Here is a 15,991-nt window from a genome sequence, read left to right on the forward strand (position 1 = left end):
CTTAGACGATTGCCATGTCGACGAAGCGGGACAGGTGCAGCTGGGCGGCCACGGTGATCGTGTCGGTCGGCCCGTTTCGGTGCTTGGCCACGATGAAGTCGGCCTCGCCCGCCCGCGGTGACTCCTTGTCGTAGTAGTCGTCACGGTGAAGCAGGATCACGACGTCGGCGTCCTGCTCGATCGAGTTATGGACGGCGATGCCGTTGGCGATGAAGTTGTGCGCGCCGGCGACCGTAGCGTCGTAGACCGTTTCGATCCCGTCCGGCTCGATCGCCACGATCTCGTCCCACGTCACGTCGTTGGTGGCGAGCATCTCCAGCTTGTTGTCCTCGAGCACCGCGGCGGCCCGGGCGATTCGGCCCCGGGACGTGCCGGCGCTGACCTGCGTGCCCAGCGGTTCAGTCGCCCCGCGGTCGGCCAGGACGTCCCGCACTCGTTCCCAGACGGCTCGCGGGATCGTGTCGACGTTGGTGTTGGCCCGGACGTTCAACAGCCGCCGCCGAAGCAGGTCGGCGGTCGCCCCGCGCTTGCCGTGCACACCGATGACCCGGCAGAAGGCCTCCTGGTCGCCAACGCCGTCGACGTGCAGGTGGTAGCCATCGCGGTAGCCGTCCTTGCGGATGGTGTCGACCCGGGACTGGATGCCGAATCGCCAGAGCAGGCGGGCCACGTCGTCGACGAGCCGGCGGCTGGTGGACGAGTAGTAGATGCGGCCGTGCGGGCCCTCGGCGCCCTCCGGCGTCATGTACACCGATCCGTCGCTCGCCCACAGGTGGTGAAGGAACAGAGCGATCTGACTCTTGGGCAGGCCGAAGACCGCCTCCGGCACGAACTTGTCGTGACTGCGCTTACCGACGAGTCCGAGCGAATCGACCCACGCGGCGACGGGACTGCGCCTCGACCTGGGCGGCGCAACCGGGCGGAGCGTGGTGCGCCGGGCGGGTAGGTAGTCGTCGCGGGAATCCGTCGCCTCGTCGGCGCTCGCACAGGGGATCGACTGCCGGGGAAGCATCGAGCCGTCCCCGATGAGGTGGGCCAGCAACACGACCTGCCGATCGGGCCACGCCGTGACCTGCTCGGGCGCGGAGACGTGCCGCGGCGCGGCGATGCGGTCCCCGACCGCGAGCTCCCCGAGCGCGGTCCAGCCCTGGTAGGCGAGAAAGGGGTGATTGGAAGTCGCCCGGATTTCCCGGCCGGACGCCAGACGCATGCGGAAGACCGGCTTGTCACCGGTGCTGAAGACGTGGGTCAGATGACGCCGCACATATTTCAGCCGCTCGTCGAGCGCCCACACCGGAACATCCTTCGCCCCGGACGCGAACAGCTGCCCCATGGTCGTCTCCGCACCGGTATCGGCGCGCAGAACCCGGGTGTCGGCCGTCAGGCAACCCGACTCACGCAGGTCGGAGAGCTGGGGACGCTTGTCGGTGCGCTGCTCGGGGCCACGGTTGAGCTGGGACACCGCGATCACCGGGCACTCGATCTCCTTGGCCAGGAGCTTGAGACCACGGGACAGCTCGGAGACCTCCTGCTGGCGGCTCTCGGTCTTTTTCGGCGAGGACATCAGCTGGAGATAGTCGATCACCAGAAGCTTCAGATTGTTGCGCTGCTTGAGGCGGCGGGCCTTGGCCCGGATCTCCATCAGGTTCATGTTGGGGGTGTCGTCGACGAAGATCGGCGCCTCGGAGATCTCGCCCATCCGCCGGGCCAGCTTGCTCCAGTCGTCGTCGGTGAGCTGACCCGACCGCAGCACGTGCAGCGGCACCCGGGCCTCGGCCGAGAGCAGTCGCATGACCATCTCGATCTTGCTCATTTCCAGCGAGAAGATGGCGCTGGCGCAGTTGTGGCGGATCGCGGCGTTGCGCGCGAAGTCCATGCTGGCGGTCGACTTGCCGAGACCGGGACGCCCGGCCACGATGATCAGCTGACCCGGATGCAGGCCGTTGAGCAGGCGGTCGAGGTCACCGAAGCCGGTCGGCACGCCGCTCATCACGCCGCCCGAGGCGCCGACCGCCTCGATCTCGTCGAGGGTCGGCTGGAGCATGTCGCTGAGCGCGGCGAAGTCTTCGCTCACCCGCTTTTCGGTGACGTCATAGATGGCCTGCTGGGCCAGGTCGACGATGTCGTCGACATCGCGTCCGCCGTTGCCGTTGGCGCCGAAACCGAGCTGGACGATCTTGGTGCCCGCCTCGACGAGCCGACGCAGGATGGCCCGCTCGGAGACGATGCGCGCGTAGTAGGAGGCGTTGGCCGCGGTGGGCACGCTCTCGATGAGGGTGTGCAGGTAGGGCACGCCACCGATGCGCTGGAGGTCGCCGCTGTCGGCCAGCGCGGCCGCCACGGTCAGCGCGTCGGCCGGCTCGCCCCGCCCGTACAGATCGAGGACCGTGTCGAAGATCGTGCTGTGGACCGGCCGATAGAAGTCGTGCGTCTTGAGGATCTCGACGACGTCGGCGATCGCGTCCTTGGAGAGCAGCATGCCGCCCAGCACGCCCTGTTCGGCCGCCACGTCCTGCGGTGGTGACTTGTCGAACGATCCGGAGGTCTGTGAAGCGGCCGGGGGTCGCGACTCCGGCCGCGCATCGTCGGTGATCGACACCGGGGACCTCCTCCGCTTGTGGGACCTGCACCGAGATCCAACCGCCCGGGTATGACACTTTTGGCTGATCCCGGTTCAAGATCATGAAAATTAAGCTGATCTCAAGGACCCATGGCGCTGGACCACTGTACGAACCCACCCCCGACCTGCCCAAGCGGCCCGGTGGACGAGCCTCGGGACAACCTGTGGACATCCCCGACCTGCTTGTTGACGGCCCTGTGCACAGCCTGTGCATAACTTCTGGGGACGACCGGGTGCCCCCCTATCCAGCAGGTATTTCGTCGTCCCCACCTGTGGAGGAAGAAAAAGCTGCCGGGCGTGAGCAAGCCATCGCCCTAGGGCGTTGCGGTTCGGACACTTCCACGTCAGGCTTTCCGGGTGGACCAAGGGGAGTGGGACTACGGAGCCCGCATGCCGCGCGAAAGGCGTGCCTCCGAGCCGTGGTCCACCCAGAGTCCGGAAAATCCGCAATACGCCGAGCCTGATCCGAAATGGGCGTCCTTGACCGACACGGGGAGCATGCAGCCGAGTCCCGAGGCGCTCGCCTGGCAGCGGCAGGCCGACGCGTGGGCCCAGCAGGCAGAACCCGACGAGAGCCAGGCCGTCGAGCCGGCCAATCGCTGGTCCGAAGTGGCATCCACCGGACGCACCACGTTCCCGGCCGACGGCGTGGGCTGGCGCACCGAGACCGCCGAATGGCGCGCCACCAGCGGCGCCCGCTGGCGGCAGACCACCGAGTGGCGCTCCACGACCGGTTCGCACGGCTGGCGCTCCACCACCGAGGCGTGGCAGACCGGCGGCAACGGCGACTACCGCGCGCCCGTCAGCACCCCGGCCGAGCAGCCCGCGATCTCCGGCACCGCCTGGTCCGAACCCGACGCCCGACCCTCATGGCAGCAGTTCACCGAGCCGGCCGCCACCCCGTCCTGGCAACAGCCGGCGCCGCGACAGCCCGCCGAGAGCACGTCGTCGTGGCAGCAGCTGATCGAGCCGGGCGACCGTTCCGGCGGCACCATCGAGGGCTCGGCGACCTGGAACGACAACGGCACCCGCGCCGAACCGGCAACCCCCAGCTGGCAGCAGCGCCGCGAACCCGAGACGCCCAGCTGGCAGACCCCGCGCGACGACGGCCGCCATCTCGTGCGCGAAGACGACCGCGCCGCCCGGCGGCGCGACACGGAGCTGGGTGAGGAGTCGCGGCAGGTCGGGCGACGCCGGGCTCCGGAGCCCGGGTCGCGCACCTCCGGGGGTACGGGGTGGACCGCGCGCTCGGACGCCGACAACTGGGCCGGGCATACCGATACCGGCAGCATTCAGCTTTATGCCGAGCCGGAGAGCCCTCCCGCGTGGGGTGCGCGCTCCGAGGGGTACGCCGAGCCGACTGTCCGCCGGCCCCTCCCGACGAACCCCTACGACGAGGGCCCGACCCGCCCGGTCGACCCGGCCGGCGGCCGCCACGGCGCCGCTGCTGGGCGGCCGGCGCTGCCGGCGGAGCCCTATGAGGAGGACGCGACGGCCCGGCGCTATGCCGCGGGTCTGTCCGACCTGTCCGACCCTGCTCCACGCCGCGGCCGCTACGCCGAGGACGCGTACGGCTCAGCGCCATCCGGGTCGGCCGCACCGACCTCGAGCTACGGCGCGGCGGCGTCCGGGTCGGTGGCACCGACCTCGAGCTACGGCTCGGCCGCTGCGCCGACCTCCGGCTACGCGCCGGACGGCCCGGCGGTGTCCGCACCGACCCCCGGTTACGCGCCGATCAGTCGTCGGCGCAGTGCTCGCTATGCCGACGAGGAGCAGCGTCCCGGCGGCCCGATCAGCGACGCGGACGACCCGCGCTACGTCGATGGCGCCCGCGCAGCCGCCATGCCCGGTGCCCGCCGGGCGCCGGAGCAGCAGTCGATCCCCGGCCAGCCGCAGCGTCGCACCCCGGGCAGGCCGCGGAAGGCGCGCTACCACGACGGCGCTCAGAACGACTGGCGCGAGCAGACCGGCGCGTGGGTGGCTGAGCCCGACACCAGCAGCTGGACCCGCGACCCGGACACCGGCCAGTGGACCCGCTCGAAGGACGACCCCCGCGTGCTGGCCTGGCGCGAGGAGGCCGCACGACGGGAAGAGGCCCAGCAGTCGGCCGCCCGCCGCGAACTCCCGGCCGCTCCGGCCGACGAGGAGCGACGCGCCACCTGGTCGCAGCCGCCAGACGCCGCCGGACGAGCCGGGGTGGCACCGGCCAGCGCGCTTCCCGACGATGTACAGCGGCGCGGAATGCGACCGGACGATCCCGGCATGCCCGGCGGCCCGGCGGGGCACGCCGCGATGCCCGCCGCCCCGCGCAGCGCCATGCCCGCCGCCCCGCGCAGCGCCATGCCGGCCGCCCCACGCAGCGCCATGCCGGCCGCCCCACGCAGCGCCATGCCGGCCGCCCCACGCAGTGCCATGCCCGCCGCCCCGCGCAGCGCGATGCCTGACGACGGGCCGTTGCCGCGCACCGACCAGACGATGTCGGGCCGCGGCATGACCGACGGTGGCCGGCGCCGGGCCGTGGAGGACGGCCCGATCCCGCGCAGCGCGATGCCCGACGACGGTCTGCGGGGCCCGGCCGGGCGCGGCGCGATGCCCGACGACGGGATGGTCCGGCGCGGCATGGCCGACGGACCGATCCCCCGCAGCGCCATGCCTGGTGGAACTCCCTACGACACGATGTCGCGGCGCGGCATGGCCGACGACACGCCCCGGCGCGGGATGGCTGCACCCTCTCAGCGCGGCGCAATGCCCGACTCCGGCATGGAGGAGGACACCGTCTCCCGTCGCCGGCGGGCGGAGCGCGGCGCGATGCCGGACGACTCCATGCCCGCACGCGGCGTGGCGGGCGGGGCCGCTCCGCGCAGCGCCATGCCCGACGACACGTGGTCCCGGCGCGCCGACGACACCATGACCGGCACCGGAATGCCGGGCCGGTGGGGGCAGGAGGACGAGCCGGCCCCGCGGCGCTCACGACGCCGGGACAACGACGACGACACCCGCGATGGCCCCGGACTGAGGGGCGGCGCAGGCGTCTATGGCGGCAACGGCTACGCGGATTCCCCGCGCGGCGGCTACGGCTCCGCGCCAACCGCCTACGGGACGGACTCGCGAAGCGCCGCCCCGGCCAACGGCTACGACCCCGACCCGCGCGGCGGGAGCGCAGCGAACGGCTACGACGCCGGCCCGCGCGGCGGTTACGGCGTCGGCCGCGCAGCCAACGGTTACAGCGGTGACCCGAGCAGCAGCCTTGCGAACGGCTACGACGCCGACGCGCCGAGCGGCAGCGCGGCGAACGGCTACCGCACTGACCCGCGCAGCAGCACCGCCAACGGCTACGACGCCGACCCGCGCGGCGGTGGCGCAGCCAACGGCTACGGCCCCGACCCGCGCAGCAGCACCGCCAACGGCTACGACGACGATCCGCGTGGCAGCACCGCCAACGGCTACGACGCCGGCCGGCGGGGTGGTTACGGCGACGGCCCACGCGGCGGCGGCGCTCGCGGCAATTATGGGGACGGCCCGCGAGGCGGCAGCGCCGAAGGCGGCTACGGCGACGATCCGCGCGGTGGCGGCGCGGCAAGCAGCTACGGGATTCGCGGCGGCTATGACGACGATGGCGGCCGAGGCATGGCTGACGGCCCCCGGCCTCGCAGTGCTATGCCCGCCTCGCCTCGCAGCGCACTTCCAGCCTCGCCCCGGGGCGCACTTCCGGCCCCGGCGAGTGGCCAGCGCGCCCTGCCCAGCGCCCCCCGCAGTGCGATGCCGAGCACCGCCGCCGACGCACCGATCAGCCCGATCGCCGACGGCGGCGCCGGAACTTACGGCGCCGGCACGTACGGCGGCGGCTCCTACCGAACCGGGGCCTACCCCGCCGATCCCGGCCGCCGACGCGGCGACGACACCATGGGCGGCGGGCGGCGGCGGGCCGCCGAGGAACCCGCGGGCCCGGACGCCTGGCGTCGGGACCTCGATCCGGACGCTCGCCCGGCGCGAAGCCTGCCCGGCTACGACGACCCCGAGGACTGGCGGGCGGCTGCGGCCGGACGCGCCGATGTCGAGGATCGCAGCTGGCCTCCGCGCGGTGGTGCGGCGCCCGGCGCGCCGGGCGACTGGCGGAATGCTGACCTCGAGGAAGCGTCCCGGGGGCATGCGGCCTACCGCGAGGGCGGGTCGGACGGCTGGCGGCAGCAGTTATCGGCCGAGAGTGATCTGTCCGAGGGTGAGTCCCGGCGCTATGGCACCTCGGATTTCGTGCCCTTTCGGTCGAGCGGCTCAGCCGCGGTCCCGAGGCAGTCGAACCTTTCCATGACGTCCACGTCGATGGTCATGCCCGCGGGTGGGCCTGATCCGGCGGCGGTGCGCCCCCAGCGGGCGGCGAGCAGCAACGGCTATATGGCGCCCGGCGGCGCCTACGAACGGCGGCCGGTCGGCGGCGGCTTCACCACGGGCCGGAGGAGCAACCTGCTCGATCCGGACGACGAGGAGGATGACCAGGCCGCAGGCGGCCCGCTCGCGGCGGTGGGTTACACGGTCATCTGGTACGGCGTACCGGTCGTGTTGTTCGTGCTCTACATGCTGATCATCAACCGGGGCTCGCAGTCCCACGCGCTCGACACGGCCTCCAAGGCGGCGCCGCAGTTCGGCGTTTCGCTGGTGCTCAGCATGCTGGTCGCGGTCGGCATCCGCTGGGTGAGCAGCTCCTGGAAGGCGATCAGTGTCGGCCTGGCCGCGGCCGTGATCGGCGGCGGCCTCGCCACGGTGATCACTTCGGCTATCACCGGCAACAGCCTGAGCTGACCGCGCGTACGCGGGAAGCTGCCGGCACCGAAACGCGAACGGCGCGCCGGGCCGAGGCCCGGCGCGCCGTTTCACATGAAACGAACTACTTGGACGCCACCACGTTGACCGGGAAGCTCGCGGTCACCTCGGGGTGCAGCTTGACCTGAACGCTGTAAGCGCCCGTGGTCTTGATGTGACCGGGCAGCTCGAGACGCCGGCGGTCGAGGGCCGGGCCGCCGGCCGCCTTGACGGCGTCGACGATCTCGGCCGGGGTGATCGAGCCGAACAGGCGGCCGCCGTTGCCGGACCGCGCGTTCAGCGTGACCTTGAGGCTGGCCAGCTGCGCCTTGACCTCGTTGGCCTGACCCAGGTCGCGGATCTCGCGGGCCTCGCGGGCCCGCTTGATGACGACGACCTGCTTCTCGGCGCCCTTGCTCCACTGGATCGCGAAGCCCTGCGGCAGCAGGTAGTTACGGCCGTAACCGTCCTTGACGTCGACGATGTCGCCGGGGCCACCGAGGCCCGACAGCTCCTGCGTGAGGATGATCTTCATGTTGTCGACCTTCCTCAGCGCGCCGTCGCCGTGTACGGCAGGAGCGCCATCTCGCGGGCGTTCTTAACCGCGCGGGCGATCTGCCGCTGCTGCTGGGACGTCACTCCGGTGACCCGGCGGGCGCGGATCTTGCCCCGGTCGGAAATGAACTTCCGCAGCAGGGCGGTGTCCTTGTAATCGATGTAGGTGATCCCGTCCTTGTCGAGCGGGTTCACCTTCTTCTTCGGCTTGCGAAGCGCCGCAGCCTTAGCCATTGCTCTTACTCCTGAACTCGGTTTAGCCCGTGCCATGGGCTAGAAGGGAGGCTCGTCGTCGAAGGAGGAGCTGCCGCCGCCGGAGCGAGCGCCACCACCACCGCTGGAGGCCGGTGCCGAGGTAGCCCACGGGTCGTCGAAGTTGCCGCCGCCCCCGCTGGTGCTGCCACCGCTGGACTGCCGGTTGCCACCGCCACCGCCACCACCGTTGGAAGCGCCGAAGCCGCCGCCACTCCCGCCGCCGCCGGACCGGTTCATCCGCTGGACCTTGGCCGTGGCGTACCGCAGCGACGGGCCGATCTCGTCGACCTCGAGCTCGTAAACGGTGCGCTTCTCTCCCTCGCGGGTCTCGTAAGACCGCTGACGCAGCCGGCCCTGCACGATCACCCGGGCGCCACGCTGCAGCGACTCGGCGACGTGCTCGGCGGCGTCGCGCCAGATGTTGCACGCGAGGAACAGTGGCTCGCCGTCTTTCCACTCGTTCGTCTGCCGGTCCAAGGTCCGCGGCGTAGACGCGATGCGGAACTTGGCCACGGCCGCACCCGACGGGGTGAAGCGCAGTTCGGGATCGTCGGTGAGATTACCGACGATCGTGATGGTGGTTTCTCCTGCCATGATCTTCTCCTCGCCGCTTCGCTCGTTCGTAGGAGGTTCTCAGAACCCTCCGACAAAAACGAGCTTCGCGGTTTTACCCTGCAGTGCGGCAGAGCCGCCTTGGGCAGGTCAGCGGGTCTCGGGCCGGATGACCTTGGTACGCAGGATGGACTCGTTGAGGCGCAGCTGACGGTCCAGCTCGGCCACGGCCTCGGGCGTCGCCTGCAGGTCGACGACCGCGTAGATGCCTTCGGCCTTCTTGTTGATCTCGAACGAGAGCCGGCGACGGCCCCAGACGTCGAGCTTCTCCACCGAGCCACCCGCGGTCCTGATCACGTTCAGGTACTGATCGAGCGACGGGGCAACGGTGCGCTCCTCGAGCGAGGGATCGAGGATCACCATGAGTTCGTAATGACGCAAGACGTTCTCACCTCCTGTGGGCTTAACGGCCACGGTCTCTCCGTGGCAGGAGGTCTTGTGTCTGCCCGCGGCACGAAAAAAGGCCGCGAACCGAGCAAGCATACCGACCCTGAGCAGTTCACCCAAAAACGAGGACCCCGTCTGTGGACGGGGTCCTCGTTAGTTCAGCCGCGGGGCGCCCGATCCGCATTCGCTGGGTGGGACCTGGGGAGGAACGACCACACCGATGAGGTTGGACGCGGGCGCCCCGCGGAGCTTGCAGGCAAAAGCCTACGCCACGTTTGCCCGAATTGCACGTTGCGACACGAATGCCCGAATAGCGGCGATTCCCACCCCCAGGGCACACACCGCCGCGATCGCCGCCAGCAGGCCGATCGGTCCCCGCTCCCGAATCGGCTCCATCGCCGCGACCGGCTCGGCCGCCGCGATCTCGGTGGTCGGTGCGGCCACTGCGGCGGGCACGGCTTGCGTGGGGTCCAGCTCCAGCGACGGTACGCCTGGGGCCAGGGATTTCTCCGCGCCGGGCGGCATGCCCGAGAACGCGGGGACCGCGGCTCCCGGCGTACCCGCAAGGGTTTTGACCTTGATTTTCGGCAGGAGGCCGGCGCCACCCGGCGGCATGCCCTGCGCCGCGGCCTTCGCCGCCTGCGCAGCCTTCGACGAGTGCGGCGAGTGCGGCGGAGCCTTCGTGTGGTGACCGGTGCCCGGCGACGCCGTCCGGGGGGAATGCGCCGGCGCCGAAAGAGTGCCGGGACCGGCAGAACCCGACGGGTGGCCCGAATCGGTCGTCGCCGCCGCGAACGTGGACGAATCGCCCGCAGACGGATCCGGGATCGGGTCCGGCGTGGTCGCCGGCGTCGTCGGCGACGCGGTGACCATCACGGAACTCGCGTCATTGCCGAGCGCACAGGTGGGCGTCAGCGTCACCGCCGTGGTCCCGCGCCGGAAAACCACCTCGGTCGAGCCGTTGTCCGGCAGCATGCCCTTGGTGTCGTCGCCCAGCCGCAGGTTCGCGTTGTGCCCGGTCTGGTTGACCACCCGCACCCGGGTCTCGGCGGGCACGGTCATCGACTCGACGTCGGGATGCGAGCGGCAGGACAGCCCGAACACGCTGCCGCCGGCGAAGGTCACCTGATGGCCACCCTCCTGCTCAGGCGCATCCATCTGATCCGCGCTCGCCGTACCGTTGATCAGCAACGGCCCACCGAGCAGCAGACCGCCCAGCACCACAGCCGTCACCCGGTATCGGAACTGCCGCGACATGCACCATCTCCCCATTCGGACCGGCCGCCGGGCGGCAGCCGTGAAGCGTGATCAATGGAGCTAACGAGAGCCGCGGGAGGCCGGTGACGCGCCGGGAGAACGTCGTACCCGCGTCGTAGGCTCGACCCATGCGCATCGGAGCCCATGTCGATCCCGCCGATCCCCTCGACGCGGCCGTCGCCCGCGGGGCCGACGCCGTCCAGTTCTTCCTCACCGACCCGCAGGGTTACAAAACGCCCAAGCCGCGCGACGACGCGGCCGCTCTGCGCGAGTCCGAGGTGGACATCTACGTTCACGCGCCATACATCGTGAACGTCGCCTCGCCCAACAACCGCATCCGCATTCCCAGCCGCAAGCTGCTGATGGCCCACGCGCGCGCGGCGGCCGAGATCGGTGCCAAAGGCCTGATCGTGCACGGCGGTCACGTGGGCCAGGGGGCCGACCTCACGGCCGGCTTCGAAAATTGGCGCAAGGCCTTCGAGTACGCGGAGAAGGACGGCGGCCTGCCTCTTCCCATCCTGATCGAGAACACCGCGGGTGGTGACAACGCCTGTGCCCGCCGGTTCGACGACCTGGCCCGGCTATGGGAGCAGGTCGGCCAGTTCGGAGCGGGGTTCTGCCTCGACACCTGTCACGCGTTCGCGGGCGGCGAAGACTTGGTCGGCATCGTCGACCGGGTCAAGGCGATCACCGGTCGCATCGACCTGATCCACGCCAATGACTCCAAAGGCGGTTTCGACTCGGGTCAGGACAAGCACGACAACCTCGGCAGTGGCAAGATCGACCCGGAGCTGGTGGTGGCCGCGATCCGAGCCGCCGGCGCACCCGCGGTCGTCGAGACCCCGGGTGGTGCCGAGGGTCAGACCGCCGACATCGCGCTGCTGCGAAAGGGCACGAGCCGCTGACGTCGCTCGGGTAACGGGAAGCAGGACGATGACGACCGAGGAACCGAGGCCGCCGATGCCTTCTGACCCCGCACCTCCGGGCGAAACCGCTTCGACGACTCGTCCGGCCATTCCCCGTCAGGCGACGGGGCCGGAGGGCGGCCCGGCTCTGGGCCCGCCTCCCCTGAGCGAGGTCGAGCGGGCCGCGGCGCTGGACGCGCTCGGCGATCCGGCGCCGAAGAAGTCCGGCCGTCGGCTCCTGAGCTTCCGGAAAAAGACCGTCGACGCCGTCATTTCGTCCGAAGTGGCCGTTCCGCCACCGGTGCCGGCACCGGCACCGGGCGTCGCGAAACTCAATGAACCGTTCCCGAGCGAACGGCCACCCGGCGCGCCCGTCGACCCGTGGACGGCCTTCGCCAGCGCGCCCGAACGCCCGCCCGGCCTGATCCTGCGGGCCACCCGCGCCTTCTTCCGTTCGCTGATCCATGAGTACGCACTGGCCATTTACGCCGGCCTGCTCCTGGCCGTCGCGCTGACCTGGCCGACCCTGCGCTACCCGCTGCACACCCTCCCCGAAGACCTCGGCGACCCGGCCCGGCAGGCCTGGCAGATCTCCTGGATCGGCCACATCCTGCTCAGCCACCCGCAGCAGCTGTGGCAGTCCAACGCCTTCTACCCCCAGACCGACGGCTTCGCCTTCGGCGACAGCCTGCTCGGCTACGGCCCGGTCGGCATGCTCGGCGACGGCCCGCTGGCCGCGACGCTGCGCTACAACATCCTCTTCGTGCTGGCCCACGCACTCCTGGCGATCGGCGGCTACGCCTTGGTCCGCCAGCTCGGCGCGGGCCGCACCGGCGCCGCGCTGGCCGCGGTCGCCATCGCGTACGCCCCTTGGCGCCTGGCCCAGGAGGGCCACCTCGACATCATCTCGGCCGGCGGCATCCCGCTCGCCCTGGCCATGCTGGCCCGCGGCCACGGCTGGTCACTGCGCCGCGGCCTGCAGCCCAGGGAACGCAAGGCGGGCTGGGCCGCTTTCGGCTGGCTGGTGGCGGCCTGGCAGGTCAGCCTCGGCTTCTCGCTCGGCCTGCCGTTCCTCGGCGTACTCGGCCTGATCGTCCTGCTCCTGCTGTTCGGCACCCCGCTCATCTGGCTGCGCCGACGCTCCCGGCGCCGAGCCCACCAGCGCCGCCTGGCGCCCGCCCCACCCCCGCCGGACGCCGCGGGCCAGCCGCCGGCCAGCGGCACCGAGCTCTCTCCCGACCCCGCAAGCCGGCCTCCGCTCAGCGGCACCACAGCCCGAACCGGACCCGCAAGCCAACCTCCGCTCAGCGGCACCACAGCCCAAACCGGACCCGCAAGCCAACCTCCGCTCAGCGGCATTCCCGCCGGAGCCGCCGGTCAGACCTCGCCCATCCCCGGCGCGACTCCGGCTGAGGCCGTGTCGTCGTCGGGCTCCACAACAGCGAAGCCGACCGAGGCGTCGCCCACGGGCACGGCCGGCGTTGTCATTCCGGCCGACGACCTTGCGCGCGTCGCGCCGGGTGACGAGCGCAAGCCGGGGTCGGCAGGCGAAGTCGCATCGGCGGTTGTGCCCGCTCCCGACTCATCCACCGCGCCCACCGAGGGCACGCCTCTCATCCCGGCCGAGGACGGCAAGCTTCCCGACGCAGTCGGTCATCAGAAACCGGCCGACGAGACCAAGGCGCTCGACCCGCCCGGCGAAACCCAGCCTTCGGCCTCGGCCGACGGCGCACGGCCTTCCGCCGCTTCCGGATCCGCCGCTTCCGGATCCCGGGCGATCGGCGACACGGCGATCGACGGCGAGGCGATCAAAGACAGGGCAGTCGGCGACGAAGCGGCCACAGCCACGGCCGTCAGCGACGAGCCGCCCAAAAACAAGGTTGTCGGCGACGAAGCGCCCAAAGGCAAGGTAGTTGAAGGTGCGACGCCCGCGGACAAGACCGTCGAAGGCGCGGCATCCGGCGGCAAGGGCAGGAAGAAGCGCAGGGCGGCCAAGCACCAGGCCCCCAAGCCGCCGCGGATTCGGGTGGCGCACGAGCGGGACTTCTTCCCCGTTCTCGGCTGGCGGCTGCTGATCATCGACTCGCTGGGGCCGATCATCCTGGCCGGCATCGCCACCCTGATCGCGCTGCCCTACTTCCACCTCGCCGACAAGAGCAACGGCACCGCCGAGATCAAGTTTTTCTCGCCGCCGCTGTGGAGCCTGCTCATCGGGCCCGCCGAGTCACGCATCTGGGGCAGCCCGCACGCCGGCGCCCGGGCCTCGCTCGGGTGGGCGGCCGAGATGAGTCTGCTGCCCGGCTTCGTGCTCTACGCCCTGGCGCTGGCCGGTCTGTGGTTCTCGATCTGGAAGTTCAGCCGGCGCATCCTGCTGATCATCGCGCTGGCCGCGTCGATCGTGCTGACGATGGGCACCCACTTCTTCGGCGGTCGCTGGACCTACCTTCCGCTCTTCGGCCACCTGCCGGCCTCGCTCGGCCAGCGCATCCCAGGCCGCATGATGCTCTGGGTGACACTGCTGCTCGGCATTCTCGCGGCCGGTGCGGTCGCCGAGTTCGTCCGCCGGGCCGAGCACTGGTCGGCCCAGCGCATCCCGCCCTGGCCGGCGTGGTGGCTGCGGCTGGCCACCCTCGTACCGCTGATCCTGGTGCTCGGCGAAGGATGGAACACGACCAGCCACCCGGTGGTGCCCGCCCAGCCGGCCTCGATGCGTACGATCACCAGCCCGATGCTGGTACTCCCGACCGGTGCCGTCACCGACGGCACCGTGATGCTCTGGTCGACCACCCGCTACCAGAAGATCGCCAACGGATCCGGTGGGTTCGCCGCCGCCCAGCAGGCTCAGATGCGCAGCCAGGTTGCGAGCTTCCCCGACGCCGCGAGCATCGAATATCTGCGGTCGATCCACGTCGCGACGGTTCTGCTCGTCCGCTCGTCGGTGGCCGGCACGCCGTGGGAACGCGCCGGCGACACCCCGGTCGACAGCCTCGGCATCACCCGCGAGGACGTCGGCACCGACGTCGTCTTCCACCTCCGCTGAACACCCTGGCTCGGTGGCCACCAGCACCGGATAGCGACGGGGTCAGACCACCGCCGGTTCGCGGTCGCCGCCGCCCGGCTCGGCTGGCTTCGAGTCGAGCGCCGGGCCGCGACCGCGACGCAGGCGTTCGATCCAGGGCGCGTCCTGGGCGTTCAGCGGGCCGCCGTCCGGGTCCTCGTCGCCGTACGTCTGGCGGACCACGTCGAGTTCGGGCCGCCAGATGTCGCGAACGACCAGTCCACAAAGGATCGCCACCGTGATGAGCCGGCAGGTCGAGGCGAGCACGAACGTGCCCTCCGGGATGACGGGTTTGCCGCCCGCGCCGAGCAGCTCGGCGTAGAACGCGGTGAAGTAGCCGAACTCGGCCACCGTCCAGGCGATGATCGAACCCCAGCGCGGCCGGGCCATCACGATCAGCGGGAGCAGCCAGAGCACGTACTGCTGCGACCAGACCTTGCTGAAGATCAGGAACGCCGCGACGACCAGGAACGACAGCTGGGCGAGCCGGGGCCGGCGCGGGGCGACCAGGGCCAGGATCAGGATGCCGACGCAGGCCACGCCGAACAGGCCGTACGTCAGCCAGTTGAGCGTCGGGATGTGGTTGCTCAGCCACTGGAACGGGCCCTGATTGGCGCCGGTGTGCCATTTGCCGTCGAGGTAACGCCCGATGTACCAGAGCGTGCCCCAGTCGATCGGCCGGTCGTGGTTGAGCCGGAAGAACTGCAGCCAGCTGTCGTGGTACCAGTACCAGACCGGGAAGTTGACCACGACCCAGCTGAGCGCGGTCGTGGCCGCCGCCCAGGTCCACGATCTGAGCGTTCTCGAGCGTAGGGCGAGTACGAGCAGCGGGCCGAGGATGAACAGCGGCCACAGTTTTGCCGCCGCGCCGAGGCCCAGGAACAGCCCGGCCCAGGCTGGTCGTTTCCTGGCCCAGAGGTAGAGGCCGATCGCGGCCAGGCCGATCGCCAGGAAGTCCCAGTTGACGGTCGCCGTGATGAAGAGAATCGGTGACAGCGCGAAGATCGCCGCGTCCCATGGTCGTCGGCGACGCAACGCCAGGATGACCGCCGCGGTGGCAACCGCCAGCGCCGACAGCACGATCGCGTTGGCGTCGTAGAACCAGGTGCCCTGGTTGATGCCGGGGTGCTTCACGCCGTACGCGTGGATCGGCAGACCGAGCGCACCCATGAAGTAGCCGGTGACGACCGGGTATTCGACCGCGTGTTCGGCGTACGGCACCTTGCCGTCGCTGAGGCCTTCGGCGTAGTAGAGCGCGAGCACGTCGGTGTAGCAGAACCGGGTGTACTGGATGTTCTTCTGCCAGTCGCCGCTCTGGCAGGGCGACTTCTGCACCCAGGAAAGGGCCAGTGTCAGGCAGGTCAACGCCAGGATGATCCGGGCCGCCGTCCAGAATTTGCCCGGCTTCGCGTCCGGTCGCACCGCATGCGAGCCCAGCGGCCCCCCGATCGCCTCGGAGAGGCCGCGCACAAAGCCGTCCGCCGTCGCCGGCGCGCGTGGAGGCTCGGGGCGGTCGATGTCTTCGGACGGTTGCGTGCTCATGTC

General features: G+C 70.9%; 10 protein-coding genes. 3 read left to right on the forward strand and 7 right to left on the reverse strand.

The window, feature by feature from the left end; genetic code table 11:
- Position 1 precedes the first annotated feature (1 nt).
- Positions 2 to 2,599, reverse strand: a complete 2,598-nt coding sequence (locus ACIA5C_RS34360; protein WP_396062511.1) for a replicative DNA helicase — start codon at positions 2,597 to 2,599, stop codon at positions 2 to 4.
- Between the two features lie 411 nt (positions 2,600 to 3,010).
- Here ACIA5C_RS34360 and ACIA5C_RS34365 point away from each other — a divergent pair, with 411 nt between their 5' ends.
- Positions 3,011 to 7,417, forward strand: a complete 4,407-nt coding sequence (locus ACIA5C_RS34365) for a hypothetical protein (protein ID WP_396062513.1) — start codon at positions 3,011 to 3,013, stop codon at positions 7,415 to 7,417.
- 85 nt (positions 7,418 to 7,502) lie between these two features.
- Here ACIA5C_RS34365 and rplI read toward each other — a convergent pair whose 3' ends face one another.
- From rplI to ACIA5C_RS34390, 5 genes are all read right to left on the reverse strand, one after another.
- Positions 7,503 to 7,952, reverse strand: coding sequence for a 50S ribosomal protein L9 (gene rplI, locus ACIA5C_RS34370; RefSeq protein WP_396062515.1), 450 nt, complete (start codon positions 7,950 to 7,952; stop codon positions 7,503 to 7,505).
- A gap of 14 nt (positions 7,953 to 7,966) precedes the next feature.
- Complete coding sequence (gene rpsR / locus ACIA5C_RS34375) at positions 7,967 to 8,206, reverse strand: 30S ribosomal protein S18 (RefSeq protein WP_007073789.1); 240 nt, start codon at positions 8,204 to 8,206, stop codon at positions 7,967 to 7,969.
- 39 nt (positions 8,207 to 8,245) lie between these two features.
- Positions 8,246 to 8,821, reverse strand: coding sequence for a single-stranded DNA-binding protein (locus ACIA5C_RS34380; RefSeq protein ID WP_396062517.1), 576 nt, complete (start codon positions 8,819 to 8,821; stop codon positions 8,246 to 8,248).
- A gap of 108 nt (positions 8,822 to 8,929) precedes the next feature.
- Positions 8,930 to 9,220, reverse strand: a complete 291-nt coding sequence (rpsF, locus tag ACIA5C_RS34385) for a 30S ribosomal protein S6 (RefSeq protein ID WP_014448192.1) — start codon at positions 9,218 to 9,220, stop codon at positions 8,930 to 8,932.
- A 270-nt stretch (positions 9,221 to 9,490) separates the two neighbouring features.
- On the reverse strand, positions 9,491 to 10,483 hold the full coding sequence (locus ACIA5C_RS34390; RefSeq protein WP_396062519.1) for a hypothetical protein: 993 nt from the start codon (positions 10,481 to 10,483) through the stop codon (positions 9,491 to 9,493).
- A 128-nt stretch (positions 10,484 to 10,611) separates the two neighbouring features.
- Here ACIA5C_RS34390 and ACIA5C_RS34395 point away from each other — a divergent pair, with 128 nt between their 5' ends.
- Complete coding sequence (locus tag ACIA5C_RS34395) at positions 10,612 to 11,388, forward strand: deoxyribonuclease IV (RefSeq protein ID WP_396062521.1); 777 nt, start codon at positions 10,612 to 10,614, stop codon at positions 11,386 to 11,388.
- 55 nt (positions 11,389 to 11,443) lie between these two features.
- Positions 11,444 to 14,428: a hypothetical protein gene (locus tag ACIA5C_RS34400; RefSeq protein ID WP_396062523.1), complete on the forward strand. Its 2,985-nt coding sequence runs from the start codon at positions 11,444 to 11,446 to the stop codon at positions 14,426 to 14,428.
- Positions 14,429 to 14,470: 42 nt separating this feature from the next.
- Here ACIA5C_RS34400 and ACIA5C_RS34405 read toward each other — a convergent pair whose 3' ends face one another.
- Positions 14,471 to 15,988, reverse strand: coding sequence for a glycosyltransferase family 87 protein (locus ACIA5C_RS34405; protein ID WP_396062525.1), 1,518 nt, complete (start codon positions 15,986 to 15,988; stop codon positions 14,471 to 14,473).
- Positions 15,989 to 15,991: the final 3 nt, after the last annotated feature.

Source organism: Actinoplanes sp. NPDC051343 (assembly GCF_044455125.1).
GTDB lineage: Bacteria > Actinomycetota > Actinomycetes > Mycobacteriales > Micromonosporaceae > Actinoplanes.

What these genes read in the sequence shown, in the direction of transcription:
- rplI (WP_396062515.1), bottom strand. Translation starts at nt 7,952, where the DNA reads ATGAAGATCATCCTCACGCAGGAGCTGTCGGGCCTCGGTGGCCCCGGC.
- ACIA5C_RS34390 (WP_396062519.1), bottom strand. Translation starts at nt 10,483, where the DNA reads ATGTCGCGGCAGTTCCGATACCGGGTGACGGCTGTGGTGCTGGGCGGT.
- ACIA5C_RS34400 (WP_396062523.1), top strand. Translation starts at nt 11,444, where the DNA reads ATGCCTTCTGACCCCGCACCTCCGGGCGAAACCGCTTCGACGACTCGT.
- ACIA5C_RS34405 (WP_396062525.1), bottom strand. Translation starts at nt 15,988, where the DNA reads ATGAGCACGCAACCGTCCGAAGACATCGACCGCCCCGAGCCTCCACGC.
- ACIA5C_RS34365 (WP_396062513.1), top strand. Translation starts at nt 3,011, where the DNA reads ATGCCGCGCGAAAGGCGTGCCTCCGAGCCGTGGTCCACCCAGAGTCCG.
- ACIA5C_RS34395 (WP_396062521.1), top strand. Translation starts at nt 10,612, where the DNA reads ATGCGCATCGGAGCCCATGTCGATCCCGCCGATCCCCTCGACGCGGCC.
- ACIA5C_RS34380 (WP_396062517.1), bottom strand. Translation starts at nt 8,821, where the DNA reads ATGGCAGGAGAAACCACCATCACGATCGTCGGTAATCTCACCGACGAT.
- rpsR (WP_007073789.1), bottom strand. Translation starts at nt 8,206, where the DNA reads ATGGCTAAGGCTGCGGCGCTTCGCAAGCCGAAGAAGAAGGTGAACCCG.